A 12,418-nucleotide genomic window follows, 5' to 3' on the forward strand; every position below is an offset into this window, starting at 1 on the left:
TGCCCGATTGCAATCAGACTATACGCAAGTGAGAAGAGAGCGCTCTGCCATGGACTACAGCTCAAAGTTCGATTCCTTGCTGTATGATCTCAAGCGAGATGGCAGGTACCGAACCTTCATCGACCTCGAAAGGCAAGTCGGAGCGTTGCCCACAGCGATCTGGCGGCGGCCCGACGGCACGGAAAGAATCGTCACCGTGTGGTGCAGCAATGACTACCTTGGCATGGGTCAGCATCCTGACGTGCTCGCCGCCATGCAACGGACTATCGCCCAAACCGGCGGCGGAACGGGCGGAACCCGCAATATCTCCGGCCATCACCACGCGCATGTCCTGCTGGAGAAGGAGCTCGCGGAGCTGCATGGCAAGGCAGCGGCGTTGGTTTTCACGTCGGGCTGGATATCGAATCTCGCAACGCTCGGCGTGATCGGCAAGGTCCTCCCAGACTGTGTCATCTTCTCGGATGCGCTCAACCACAATTCGATGATCGAGGGAATCCGTCGCTCCGGCGCTGAGCGGGTCATCTTTCCGCATAACGACGTCGCCTATCTCGACGAGCGGATGGCGCGCTATGATCGGGACCGGCCGAAGCTCGTGGCTTTCGAGAGCGTCTACAGCATGGATGGCGACGTGGCTCCGATTGCCGCGATCTGCGATGTCGCCGATAAACATAACGCCCTCACCTATCTGGACGAGGTCCACGGCGTCGGCCTTTACGGTCCGCATGGCGGCGGGATCGCCGAGCGCGACGGCGTTGCCGATCGCATAACCATCATTGAGGGCACACTTGCCAAAGCATTCGGCGTGATGGGCGGATATATAGCCGCGCCCGGTAATCTGGTCGATGTCATCCGAAGTTTTGCGGACAGTTTCATCTTCACCACTTCCATCGGCCCCCACCTCGCGGCCGGCGCGCAGGCGGCGATCCGCCATCTGAGGTACAGCTCCACCGAGCGCGAGGCGCAACAGCGCAACATCGCACAACTGAAGTCCATGCTCGGCGCGGCGGGACTTCCCGTTCCGCTCAGCGACAGCCACATCCTGCCGATCATGATCGGCGACGCTCATCTGTGCCGCCGCATCAGCGACGAGTTGCTGGAACGGCATTCGATCTACATTCAGCCGATCAACTTTCCAACGGTTCCGCGCGGTCAGGAGCGACTTCGGCTGACCCCAGGTCCGTTTCACACCGAACGGCATATCAGCCGTCTCGTCGGAGCGCTGATCGATGTGGGCGAGCAATTGGGCTGGTCGTGGTCGAAGATTGCAGCTTGAGGACTTCGAACGGAAGCCGCCATGCCATCACGACCAATCGTCTGATCGACGGAGTCGCGATCTGTAGGCCCAACGACTGACCGGACGGCAACGCCCTCCGCTGGTAGACCGCCGTGGGCGGCCAATGACGCGCTCTGGCAGATCGCTCATGTTGGACTCTTTGACGGTGAATGGAGCCACCAGGTTGCCGTGTTCAAGGAATGGACGAGCGACGACGCCTATTCTGGTCGCCCGACCATGTAGTGCCCAAGATAGTTTGGACGGCATTGTTCGGAGGGCTCAGCGACTACACAGGCTTCGTACAACAGTGTTTCGACCCGGGCGAGATCGGTTTGCTGTTGAACTCCGCTATCCCCGCCCTGCCCGATTGGAACGCCCTCATCAGAATCCCAAATCGCTGAGCTTCGGGTGGTTGTCTGGTCTGCGCCCCAAAGGCCAGTGAAACTTGCGGTCCGCCCCGGCAATGGGATGTTCGTTGGTGCTTGCGATGCGCCGGCGCATCAAGCCATCGGCCTCGAATTCCCAATTCTCGTTGCCATAAGCGCGAAACCACTGCGCGCTGTCGTCGCGGTATTCGTAGGCGAAGCGGACGGCGATGCGATTGGAGGTAAAGGCCCACAATTCTTTGATCAGCCGGTAATCAAGCTCCCGCGTCCACTTGCGGGCGAGAAAGGCCTCTATGGCTGCGCGGCCGGAGAGGAACTCAGCCCGATTTCGCCATTGGCTGTCGGGGGTGTAGGCAAGGGCGACTTTGGCGGGATCGCGGGTATTCCAGCCATCCTCGGCGAGGCGGACCTTCTCGATCGCAGTCTGCTCGGTAAACGGTGGTAAAGGCGGACGAAACATATGCTTTCCTCCAGCTTGAAGTAGGTGCCATTTGTGGGGTATGCCGCGCTTGAAAGAAGAGGAGCGCATCTTCTCTACGATGGCCTTTTGCAATCTCCTGCGCACGCGCGCGAGATGGTAAGGAGTTTTCGATGTGTCGCGACTTGGTCCAATGTCACGGCTGGGACGAAAGTTGAGTGGCCTTTACCGCGGCGCGCGTGTGCGTATGACCCTCGGTGGTAGCTTCGATAACTCCAATCTCAGGAGCCGCGCACACGCCAGGACGAAACTGGTTCGCCACACCATCCTGGATAGAGCTGTCCGAATCTTCTCGGGAGTACACAAACGCGTCGGGGAATTGGCGTTCGCTCCTGATAGCACGCCGCCAGCGCGCTGGGCTTTGGCCCGTAAAACGCTTGAAGACGGTCGAGAAGTGCGCCTGAGCTTGGAAGCCGACGCTAAGCGCCACCTCTGCCAGCGGCATATCCGTGCTCGACAGCATCGACTTCGCACTTTCGATACGCTGGTAAAGCAGATAATCGTGGGGACGATATCCCGTCGCAGCTCGAAACTGTCCAGCGAAGTACATCCGCGACAAACCGGCCACCGCGGCTAAATCCGCCAGACTCAAGGCTTCATCAAGGTGCGCGTTAACGTACTCCTGCACGCGCTTCAGTCGCCACTTGGGTAGAGCACTAGCCGTCGGCTGCGACAATTCCATCCTTGCGATATGCATCACAAGAGTTTGGCCCACGCTCTCTGCATAGAGCCCGTCCCTTGTGTTGCTGCTCTCGACTAGCGTCCGGCCCAGCAATTCCGCCAATGGGTCACGAATAATAAGGTCGTTCAGATCTGAACTCGGCTGAGTTAGTCCGACCCCTTCAGCATCTTGGCGCTGGCGGAGGTAATCGCTCGATACGTGGAAGTGAATGAAGTCGCACGGCGCATAAAACTCCGCGCTCAATAACTGGGATGGGCCAGTGACATGCAACGTTCCTGCGCGCATGATACCGTCAAATATAGTATGTGGGCCCCTCGTGAACTTGAGTCGCGTTGTCTTCAGCGCAACACCAATAATGTACCGGTCGGACGGCGAGACCGCTTTTTCGCAACGGCGGAAACTCCTGGGATCTACCCACCGCGATATCAAGATGTCGGCGTCGGTTTGCGGCGGTCCGTCGACTACAAGGCAGCGCCAAGTTCGCTCCTCATAGAGGTCCCGATGATCTGTGTCATATCCGGCGCCAACAGTCCGCAAGGAGCGATGGGCAGCACCGTACCGGATCTTCGGTTTTGTCCTAAATGTCTGGAAACGCATCCTATCCGCCTATGTAACGAGGAGCGAGCACGAGCTAATGTAATGTAGGGGCCTCTCCGCTATCGTACTCGTCGCGTCGGATTTTCTAGATGTTCGTCCTAGGCCGCGTCGTAGTTGCGGCGCTGCAAAAGTATGTGCCTCGCTTTGTAAGAACGTTTGGCGGTTAACCCACGTCGTTTCGAACGCGCGGAGCCTTTCGCGTTGGGCGTCATGAGAAAGTTCCCGAGACGCTTTTGACCTATCCATACAATAAGCGTCCTGCAGACGTACAATCAAAGCTAAATCGTCAAATTGCATGGAGCGGGTCCAGACAATATCTAAGTGCCTCGTCGGCTCAGCCTCCGGCGGAAACCCAGGAGGACCGCGAAATTGCCGCGAACCTGCATTGATCGCTTTGAACATTTACCGCTCCTCCTACTTCCTCACGATGACATTGGACTGGGTCTTCCCAACCAGATCGATGACTAGCAACTTTATACGACTGCGGGCTTTTTCCTCTGGAGGCCTGGATAGGCAACGCAATCAAACAGCACCGCTATCATGCAAATTTGCTTCATTTCTCTTCCGCTCAAGTAAGCAGATGAGGAAATTATCTAGCTCTCCGACTGGCTGGTCTTCCGATCCCTCCAAGTCTCGCTGGTGCGCCTTCGCTTAAAGTTCGCCGGCCGGTGGGATTTCCCGAATTCCATGAAGATGTTTGGTTTACGTCACTGGCGCTCGCCAAAAGAGACCGAATACGCAGCGTTGCGAACGGCGAACATTGGATCGGCAGCTTCGATGCCGTTCGGGAAAGCCCCCGGCATGAACAACAGGCTCCTGTCTGCCGTCGTCTGATCGGGAGCTATACGCTCCACTCTGATCGTTCCAAGCTTCACCAAGGTTCGGGTTTCGGGCCATGCAATCGACGGATCTTCGACCTTATCGCCGGATTCAGCCAGTTGAGCAAACCAATCAAATCGGATCGGCGTCGTAGCGATGCGTTTGGCAATTTCCTCGCTCAGGTAATTCGGACCCTTTGAGTTACGAGTCGCCTCGTCGAGGTAGTGCTCGCCGGCCTCCGGGACAAAGCGATATCTTAAGAAGTGCCGTTCGCTTTTTGCGTCGATGAAAGCAACCGAATTTACTCCGAAGTAGGCCGTGGTGGCATAACTCACTGGCGGTGGGTTCTGTGTCGTAAGGAATTTCTTGGCGATAGGGTGACTCTCCAGAAACTTGTCGAGCGCCGTGGGCTTTGCTACTCCGGGCCCGCTTGAGCCGATCGCACGGAGTAGCATCCCAAGCCCATCCGCTGTCGCCGTCGGAAACCCATTGAAACTGTGGGTGACGACATCTAGGTCCGCATCGCTACCGGACCGGAATTTAATGGCAAGACCGCGTGGATTGGCCTCGCCAATATTGTCGGGGATATCCGGAATACCGCCGAAGTCGGAGAATCTGATCGTCACCGGAACGGGGGGGCCGGCGAACACAGCGGCTTTGCTAAGAGCGCTTGCGTCATCCGTCGGAACAAAACTGCCTTCCAATATCACACCTTTTGCGTGATTTGCTCTTGCACGGTGTTTTCCGAAGGCTGCATGGAAGTCATCGACCAATTGCGCGCCATCCTCAGCGCGAAATGTAGTCGGTTGGATTGAGGCGAGAGAGCCGGCTGCCAGAGCCCCCAACACGCGCGGGCTCGCTTGCTTGACATCTATCGACATGCCTGCACTCCTTTTGGTAACAAGTTGGGTTAACATGACTTTCGCGTGTGATATTGGGTATTTGCTTTCCGCTCGCGCCACCGTTTGGCTATCACGTATTTCTGCTGCGGATGAGACACAGATGACACCAAGCTGAAAACGAATCTATTCCACCATGGTGTCGCCGACACTTTGGGATCGATCGGCGCAATTATGCCGGCGACCGTCAGTCGCGAATTCGAGAGCAATTCGGTGTGCCCGCTCGACAGCTACGAGAAGGCCTTGTACGACGCGGCAACAGCGGCCCAGGCCCGCGAGCCGCCCGGCATCCAGGAATTGCACAACGAATCCGAATGGCGTTCACTTTGCCGCTTTGATCAGAGGATCGTAGATCTTTTGATCGAGCTCTTTCGCCACCGCCGTCACTCTTTCGTTGCCATGTGTGCGATCGATCAACAGGCTGAGCAGTTCCGACGACTATAATGCCCGCGCGTATCCATCACTTGCTCACGCCTGTCGATCACGGCAAGCGGCTCTCGCTGCAACACCAAGTGACTCTCGCTGCAACCGTTGTCAGGCGGCTTGAAACCGGCCTAACCATCTGCGGTCAGCCTCCCGGCGGGCCTTGAAGCGATCAGCGCACTTCCGTGAACAGAGGGCGGTTCGCCAGGAGTAGTAGCGGACGAGACCAAACTTTCCGTCACAGATGGCGCAGCGCTTCGCTGCGCCATCCCGAAGATACTGGGGACTGCTGCACATTTTCGCCTCCTGCGGGTCTCGCGTGGGTAGTACACGAGGCACAGATGACACCCGATCTGAAGACAAATCCATTGCACCATGGTGTCGCCGATACTTTGGAATCGATCAGCGCAATCATGCCAGCGACCCTCAGTCGCGAATTTGAAGACCAATTCGATGCGCCGCTCTACGGCCACGGGATCGCCGATAGGCTCTGCAAGCACAGCGAGGCAGCGGCACAGGGCCGCTGCATCCAGCAGCGTCTGACGTTATTCGTATCGTCGTAATGGAACGCGTATACCTGCCTCTTCTTATGGCCGGACTGGAAGTTGCCGCAGCGCGAGGCCGGATGACGTTCTGCTCGCCGGCGTTGACTGTCGCTTAGACGAACTCCTTGTCGATGCGGCAGTTGCAGACATTGGCAATGCGGTCTTTGCGATCCGGGGCGACGTCTCGGACCTCACGCATCATGATCAGATTGTTACGGAGGTTCGGCAGCGTTTTGGCCGACTGGACATCTATTTTGTCAATGCGGGAATGATCGTCCTCACACCTTCGCGTCGCGTCGGCATTGAGGAATTCGCCGCCCAGTTCGCGACCAATACGCGTGGCGTATTCTTCGGTGTGCAGAAGGTCGCGCCGCTGCTCCGTAACGGCGGATCGATCATCCTGACTAGCTCTATCGCAAGCGATAAGGTCCTTGAAGGCCATGCCGTCTATGCCGGTAGCAAGGCAGCGATCGAGGCATTTGCAAGAAGTTGGGCGCTTGAATTCGAGGAGCGCGGCATCAGAGTCAATGTGTTGAGCCCCGGGCCGATCGACACGCCTATCCTCGCCAAGCTGGGTATTACAGAAGAGGCAAGACCCTCGTTCGAGGTGAAACTGGCTGAGGCCATTCCACCGGCCGACTCGGCCGCCCCGAAGAACTGGCGCGCGCCGCGCTGTTCCTGACGTCCGACGCCAGCAGCTTTGTTACCGGCACCAATATTCGCGTCGACGGCGGGATGGCCCTGACGTGATACTCTCCCAACCAACAAGCAAACGATGAATGCAAAAGAACTACGCCCCCACGATCGATGCCTTCATCGAAGGCCTGGTCCAGTTTGGCAGCCACTAAACATTCCGACAAGATGAACGCTCGATACAACTGATCAGTCACTCCTGTTCCCGATCGGTGACCGGACCGCTACCCGGTGTGCCACGTGACGCGATGACGGAGGAGTTCGTCTCGCGTCGCGACGTGTGCGTTCCACCTTTCTTAGCTGAGCATCGGGCTCCTTCGCGTCGAGCAGCAGCCGATCACGCGCTACGGCGCATCTCTACGTCCGAGGCGCCGCCTGCGGTAGATGAGTCCCGCGTGCACGGAGGGCGCCAGCCAATTATCGGTGAAACTGCGCTGCCTTTGCACCGTAAGGAAGATGTCGGCATCGTCGATGATGCGATGATGCAGCGGCGGTGACGAAAGCAAACCGAGTCTTGGGCGTCCTCACAGGCCATACGGGCCTGGATTACAAATCTTTTGTCAATTTCACACACAGCCACTGGCGCTAACGATCGCGACCGGACATACGATATAACTCGCGTGCACCGGCATCGAGCAGGAAGCCGAGCAAGCCAATAATCAGTACTGTCGCCGTCAGTTCGGAATAGGCGAGACGATCGCGCGTATCGAGGATGAAATATCCAAGCCCGGCGGATACGCCGAGCATTTCGCAGGGTACCAAAACGATCCAGACGATGCCGATCGCCAGCCGCAGCCCGGTGAGAACGTGACCGAGCACGCCGGGGACAATGATATGGCGCAGCGTTTCCCAGCGCGTCGCGGACAGGCTGGAGGCAAGGCGGAGCCAGTTCGGCTCAAGATTTTTCACGCCCTCAGCGGTGTTCAGAAGGATCGGCCATATAGCTGCGAAGGTGAGCAGGAAATAGATCGGTCGGTCACCGACTCCGAACACCATCACCGCGATTGGCATCCACGACAATGGCGAGATCATGCGCAGGAATTGGAATGCCGGAGATGTGGCAGCGTTCAGGTGGCTGTAGCTGCCCACGGCAAGGCCAAGTGGCACTCCTATCAGAAGCGCCAGGCCCAATCCAACCGCCACGCGGCGCAGACTGACCAAAATGTGGACTGGCAGATCGGACTGCGTGACGAGTTGTGCCAGAGTCGCGAACGCGCTTGTAGGGGAGAAGTGACCGACGAAACTGAGCGGCGTGGCGATAACATCGGTGCCGACCCACCACAGAATCAATAAAACTGCGAGCCCGCTGGTGCCCAGCACGGTTTTGGTGAGCGAGGCCCGCCCATGGACAATCTGCCCGGCCGCCGCTTTCCTCGCCTGACTTTGTCGGACGGGAGATGTGGATTTGCCCACGGCAGGAAGCCCATCAGATGGCCACCTGGCAGTCATGCGACGATGACCTCCGTGCGCGTAAACGATTCCGGCAGGCCGAATGCAGCCATTCCGCCCGCGGCTGTCACCGCGGCCTTCACGAACCTATCGTCGACCAGTTCTCGTGCCGCTGTGGCAGGGTCGAGGGCGTCGAGGAACGTCCCGTTTCCTTCGATAAGCGTATCCTTCAAACGTCGGACCAATTCTTCAGTGTAACTTGGATAGGGATAGGGTTGGAAATCGATACGCCGTTCGCGCCAAGAAGCGTTGCGGATCGCACCGGATTTCAAGTATGCGGCGTGGTCGGCCTCCGGCGGGGCTAGCACTTTCTCGAGCACAGCGACGGTGTGCGGGGTGTATCTATTGACATTCTCTTTGGACAGCAGGGAAGCGGTCTCGAGGCGGTTTTCGCGGGTCCAGAGCTGCGCTTTGACCATGGCACTGATCACCTTTTGCGACCATTCGGGACGCTGCTGCAGATCACGCTCGTGCATGAAGACGACGCAGCAGGCGTGATCCTTCCAAACATCGCCGGTAAAGCGCAGAATTTTTCCGATTCCGAGTGTTTCGGCCGTGGCGTTGAAAGGTTCCGCAACGATGTAACCGGCGATCTGGCCGGTGGCGAGGGCCGGCACCATATCGGCAGGCGCCATCACAATAAGATTGACTTCTTTCGCTGCCGGATCGCCGGTCCGTTTAGACACTGCGGTCAAGCCGTTCTCGCGCAGCAAGATTTGCAACACGACGTTATGGATCGAATACCAGAATGGAATTGCGACGGTCTTGCCGCCAAGTTCCTTGACGCTGTTGATCTGAGGACCGACGCTGAGGCCGGAGCCACAGGTATGATTCCACGCGACAACCTTCGCGGCCGCCTTGCTGCCGAAGCGCGCCCACACAGTCATCGGTGAAAGCAAATGAACGACATTGACCTGCCCCGAGATGAAGGCTTCCAGCACCTGCGCCCAGCTCCGCAGCATCACCGGCTTTTCGGCGCTAAGACCCTCGGCTTCGAAGTATCCTCTGCCATGAGCGACCAGCAGCGGCGTGGCATCCGTAATAGGGAGATAGCCAATCCGCACCGGCGCATCGGTTTCCTGCGCGCGCGCCTCATAGCTGCGGAGCAGCGGGAGGGCGCCGGACGCGGTAAACAGGGCAGCGAGTTTCATTATCTCGCGGCGGGAAACGGCATCGATGGACATGGATTAGCGCCTCGATCAGTTGCGGCGAGCCGCGTTTCGTAGCGTCGTCAGTATTTCGACCCGGATTGCTCCAAGTTCGGCAACGTAGTCTTCCCTTGGCTTCGCCAGGTCGATCGTCCACTCGCCGATCTGGTGGGCCGGAGCGCCGCCCAGCAGAAGAAGGCGATCGGAGACAAGGAGAGCTTCGTCGATATCGTGGGTGATCAGGACAGCCGCCGTTCGGGAATCGTGCACGATCTTCAACAGCAAATGCTGCATTTCACTGCGCGTTACTTCGTCAAGTGCGCCAAACGGCTCATCGAGCAGAAGAATTTCGGGTTTTCGGGCGAGGCACCGCGCCAGCGCCGTTCGCTGCGCCATGCCGCCCGACAACTGATCCGGAAAAAGCCGACGTGCATGCGACAAGCCTACCGCATTAATCGCCGCATCCACACGTGCGCGGCTTTCCTCGCGCGACAGATGCGGCTGACGCTTGAAGCTGAGACCAAAGGCGACGTTCCTCTCGAGCGACAACCACGGCAAGAGGCTCGGGTCCTGGAATGCGATGGACACACGCGGGTTCATGCCGTGCAGCGGCACGCCATTCATACGCACGATTCCATCGGTCGGTTGCTGCAACCCCGCCAGCACGCGCAGCAGGCTCGACTTGCCGACACCACTCGAGCCGAGAATGCTGATAGTCTCCCCGGCCCCAAGCACGAAATCGAAGCTTTGAAGCACACCATGGCTCTCGCCCGGATAGCGAAGGCCAATATTGCTCGCTTCGAGCACCGGCTTCGCGGTCATGCGATCTCGCTGATGAGTTGTGGCTGTTGCCGCGCGTCTAGAGCGCTTTTGAGTTGGACCAGGCTCGGCGTGATGATCGGAATGAAGGCGACTTCACGCAGCCGTCGTTGAAAGCCCTCACCCGGCTGAGTGAGATACGCCCTGCCGCCGGTAGCCGAGAGTTCAATCTGCACAGCTTTCGCCGCCATCGCGGCGAAGCCAATGCGTAGCTCGAACAGCTTCTCCGGTGACCGTTCGAACGACTTGCTGCACAGCCCCTCTTGTAACTGAGTCTCGGCTTCCACGAGAGCATTCGTGAGCGCCTCAGACGGCTCGCGGAGAATATCGCGGCCTTTCTTCAGCCTGCTAGTGGTTTCGGCAATGGAGCGGTGCGCAAGGCCAATCGCCATCGCGCATTGCAAGCCTAGAAAGGCCGGACGCACCTTCGGAAGCCATTCGCTGGCATTGTGGTGAAGGATGCGGTCAACGCCGATCCGCACGTTATTGATCTTGACCGCAGCAGTACTGGTCGCGCGCATGGCCATAAGGTCTAGATCGCCAGATCGCTCAAGACCGATGTCCTCCGATGACAGGCTGGCGACGAACGCGGGGTTGTTGCCGTCGGCCTGAATGGCTGCTGCCACATCGAATCCAGACGCACGAAGGTTAGTGACCCATGGAAGCTCGCCATCCACGCGCAGCGACCCGTCGGTCTTAGTCGACTTGATCTGAAGTCCCTCGATGCCTGCGAGAAACTTCATCGCGTTTGAAAGGCCGGTCGCGCCGGCGCGACGCCCTGCTAGAACATCGGGCAACAGTCTGTCACGCAGAGCCTCGTTGGGACTCTGCAACAGATATTCGATGAACGTGCGCTGGCCCCAAAATACGAAGCCCGCCGCAAGCGAGTGCTCAGAAACGGCTGCGACCCCTGCAATAGCATCGTTCACATGACCGCCGTGACCGCCAAGCACAGCGGGCACGCCGAGCCGGAAAAGACCGGCTTCGGCGAGCTTCGGCAACAACGCCGCTGCGTTATCTGACGTCGTGTCGATGTTTTGTGCCGTAGCGTCGAGCCACGTCCTCAAGCTGGTCGGGAGTATTACCACTTTGAGTTTTCGCATTTGACCGGATTACTCTGCTGCAGCCGCGGTCGGATTGGTCCAGGCATACGGCAGGTATTCCGGGTTTAATTCGGAGCGGCCGAGATTGTTGGCGAAATTGCACAGCGTGGCGAGGCTGACACCAAGCACGACTTCCAGCGCGTTTGCATCGGTAAATCCGGCCTCCCGGAACGCTTTCAATTCGTTGTCGTTGACGTTGCCCCGGCCGCGAATCACAGCGCGCGTAAACTCCGCGATAGCGTTCAGCCGCTCGTTCGGAACGTGATCGTTGTTCCTCAGCGCATTGACCACGTCTTCAGACAGGCCAGCGCGCTCGTAAGCCACGATCGTGTGGCCCGCCACGCAGAATCCACAGCCATGCGTGGCGGCCGCCGTAATTTGAACGGCCTCGCGCTCGGCGAGCCTCAGTCCGCTGCGCGCATTGATTCCAGACAATGTCTGATAGGCTTCGAGAGCGATGGGAGCATTGGCAAGGAGCCGCACGAGGTTCGGCAGAAAGCCATTGGCCTTCTGCGAGAGTTCAAGACCATTCTTTGCGCCGTCAGGTGCGTCGTCTAGGGTGCGAAGGGGAAGTCGGGACATGTTGTAGCTCCGGAAACCTGAGTGATCGGGGATACGCCAAGATGGCATCCGCATCATCGGTTGACGTCATTAAGTTAGTGCGAGTCTCGCGAACTTTCATCAGCGTTGGGCTGCCAACGGGGAAAAGAAGTGAATTCTTCGCTGGTGCGCGTAGCATTTGGGATAATGTTTTGTTGTAGCTCGCGCGTGAAGGTGATGATCGCTGCAATTGCATGGAGGCTATCCCTACAATAGTGAAGGCGATCGCGCCGGCGCGCTCGGGGCTGCGTGCAACCGTGCCGCATTGGGCCGACCGCTGTATGTTGTTGCCGCAGTTAAGTCTCCCCGTTGTACCGCAATCCCTCCTCGTCGAACCAACGCGCATAGATGCGTTACGGCTCAGATCGTTTGGCATCTGTTTCAACCCGGCTAAGAACCGCAGCGCTTTCTCGCGCTAAAACGAAGGAAACCGCCCGGGCCTCACGCCGTACGGTTTTCCTGCGGCTGCCGGTTCGACCTCCGGTTCCGCCGCATTCTCAGGAA

General features: G+C 58.5%; 11 protein-coding genes and 1 pseudogene. 4 read left to right on the plus strand and 8 right to left on the minus strand.

Annotated elements, in window-relative coordinates:
* Window positions 1–49 precede the first annotated feature (49 nt).
* The gene (hemA, locus tag KUF59_RS32600; RefSeq protein ID WP_258767445.1) at window positions 50–1,273 is read left to right on the plus strand and encodes a 5-aminolevulinate synthase; all 1,224 of its coding nucleotides are present in this window, start codon (window positions 50–52) and stop codon (window positions 1,271–1,273) included.
* 381 nt (window positions 1,274–1,654) lie between these two features.
* Here hemA and KUF59_RS32605 read toward each other — a convergent pair whose 3' ends face one another.
* The 3 genes from KUF59_RS32605 to KUF59_RS32615 all read right to left on the minus strand — a co-directional run bounded on the left by KUF59_RS32605 (window position 1,655) and on the right by KUF59_RS32615 (window position 5,116).
* On the minus strand, window positions 1,655–2,119 hold the full coding sequence (locus KUF59_RS32605) for a nuclear transport factor 2 family protein (RefSeq protein ID WP_258767446.1): 465 nt from the start codon (window positions 2,117–2,119) through the stop codon (window positions 1,655–1,657).
* Window positions 2,120–2,273: 154 nt separating this feature from the next.
* Window positions 2,274–3,104, minus strand: coding sequence for a helix-turn-helix domain-containing protein (locus tag KUF59_RS32610; protein ID WP_258767447.1), 831 nt, complete (start codon window positions 3,102–3,104; stop codon window positions 2,274–2,276).
* 1,019 nt (window positions 3,105–4,123) lie between these two features.
* A complete protein-coding gene (locus KUF59_RS32615) occupies window positions 4,124–5,116 on the minus strand; it encodes a catalase family peroxidase (protein ID WP_258767448.1) in 993 nt (330 codons plus the stop codon).
* A gap of 192 nt (window positions 5,117–5,308) precedes the next feature.
* Between KUF59_RS32615 and KUF59_RS32620 the strand changes: the two genes are divergently transcribed.
* The 3 genes and pseudogenes from KUF59_RS32620 to KUF59_RS32630 all read left to right on the plus strand — a co-directional run bounded on the left by KUF59_RS32620 (window position 5,309) and on the right by KUF59_RS32630 (window position 6,852).
* Entirely contained in the window at window positions 5,309–5,578 is a 270-nt protein-coding gene (locus tag KUF59_RS32620) for a hypothetical protein (protein ID WP_258767449.1), read from the plus strand.
* Between the two features lie 320 nt (window positions 5,579–5,898).
* Window positions 5,899–6,120, plus strand: a complete 222-nt coding sequence (locus KUF59_RS32625) for a hypothetical protein (protein ID WP_258767450.1) — start codon at window positions 5,899–5,901, stop codon at window positions 6,118–6,120.
* A 70-nt stretch (window positions 6,121–6,190) separates the two neighbouring features.
* Window positions 6,191–6,852, plus strand: a pseudogene (locus KUF59_RS32630) (SDR family NAD(P)-dependent oxidoreductase).
* Between the two features lie 528 nt (window positions 6,853–7,380).
* On the opposite strand, the gene KUF59_RS32635 reads toward KUF59_RS32630, so the two are convergent.
* The 5 genes from KUF59_RS32635 to KUF59_RS32655 are packed head-to-tail and all read right to left on the minus strand — an operon-like array spanning window position 7,381 to window position 11,896.
* The gene (locus KUF59_RS32635) at window positions 7,381–8,208 is read right to left on the minus strand and encodes an ABC transporter permease (RefSeq protein ID WP_258767451.1); all 828 of its coding nucleotides are present in this window, start codon (window positions 8,206–8,208) and stop codon (window positions 7,381–7,383) included.
* 32 nt (window positions 8,209–8,240) lie between these two features.
* Window positions 8,241–9,428: an ABC transporter substrate-binding protein gene (locus KUF59_RS32640; RefSeq protein WP_258767452.1), complete on the minus strand. Its 1,188-nt coding sequence runs from the start codon at window positions 9,426–9,428 to the stop codon at window positions 8,241–8,243.
* A gap of 15 nt (window positions 9,429–9,443) precedes the next feature.
* Window positions 9,444–10,214, minus strand: a complete 771-nt coding sequence (locus tag KUF59_RS32645) for an ABC transporter ATP-binding protein (RefSeq protein WP_258767453.1) — start codon at window positions 10,212–10,214, stop codon at window positions 9,444–9,446.
* Complete coding sequence (locus KUF59_RS32650) at window positions 10,211–11,314, minus strand: acyl-CoA dehydrogenase family protein (protein WP_258767454.1); 1,104 nt, start codon at window positions 11,312–11,314, stop codon at window positions 10,211–10,213. The genes KUF59_RS32645 and KUF59_RS32650 overlap by 4 nt, the downstream gene beginning before the upstream one ends.
* 9 nt (window positions 11,315–11,323) lie before the next feature.
* Window positions 11,324–11,896: a carboxymuconolactone decarboxylase family protein gene (locus KUF59_RS32655; protein ID WP_258767455.1), complete on the minus strand. Its 573-nt coding sequence runs from the start codon at window positions 11,894–11,896 to the stop codon at window positions 11,324–11,326.
* Window positions 11,897–12,418 lie beyond the last annotated feature (522 nt).

It is taken from the genome of Bradyrhizobium arachidis, assembly GCF_024758505.1.
GTDB lineage: Bacteria > Pseudomonadota > Alphaproteobacteria > Rhizobiales > Xanthobacteraceae > Bradyrhizobium > Bradyrhizobium manausense_C.

Excerpts from the sequence above, each read along its gene's own strand:
- hemA (WP_258767445.1), top strand. The coding sequence starts at position 50 with ATGGACTACAGCTCAAAGTTCGATTCCTTGCTGTATGATCTCAAGCGA.
- KUF59_RS32605 (WP_258767446.1), bottom strand. The coding sequence starts at position 2,119 with ATGTTTCGTCCGCCTTTACCACCGTTTACCGAGCAGACTGCGATCGAG.
- KUF59_RS32610 (WP_258767447.1), bottom strand. The coding sequence starts at position 3,104 with ATGCGCGCAGGAACGTTGCATGTCACTGGCCCATCCCAGTTATTGAGC.
- KUF59_RS32615 (WP_258767448.1), bottom strand. The coding sequence starts at position 5,116 with ATGTCGATAGATGTCAAGCAAGCGAGCCCGCGCGTGTTGGGGGCTCTG.
- KUF59_RS32620 (WP_258767449.1), top strand. The coding sequence starts at position 5,309 with ATGCCGGCGACCGTCAGTCGCGAATTCGAGAGCAATTCGGTGTGCCCG.
- KUF59_RS32625 (WP_258767450.1), top strand. The coding sequence starts at position 5,899 with ATGACACCCGATCTGAAGACAAATCCATTGCACCATGGTGTCGCCGAT.
- KUF59_RS32640 (WP_258767452.1), bottom strand. The coding sequence starts at position 9,428 with ATGTCCATCGATGCCGTTTCCCGCCGCGAGATAATGAAACTCGCTGCC.
- KUF59_RS32645 (WP_258767453.1), bottom strand. The coding sequence starts at position 10,214 with ATGACCGCGAAGCCGGTGCTCGAAGCGAGCAATATTGGCCTTCGCTAT.
- KUF59_RS32650 (WP_258767454.1), bottom strand. The coding sequence starts at position 11,314 with ATGCGAAAACTCAAAGTGGTAATACTCCCGACCAGCTTGAGGACGTGG.
- KUF59_RS32655 (WP_258767455.1), bottom strand. The coding sequence starts at position 11,896 with ATGTCCCGACTTCCCCTTCGCACCCTAGACGACGCACCTGACGGCGCA.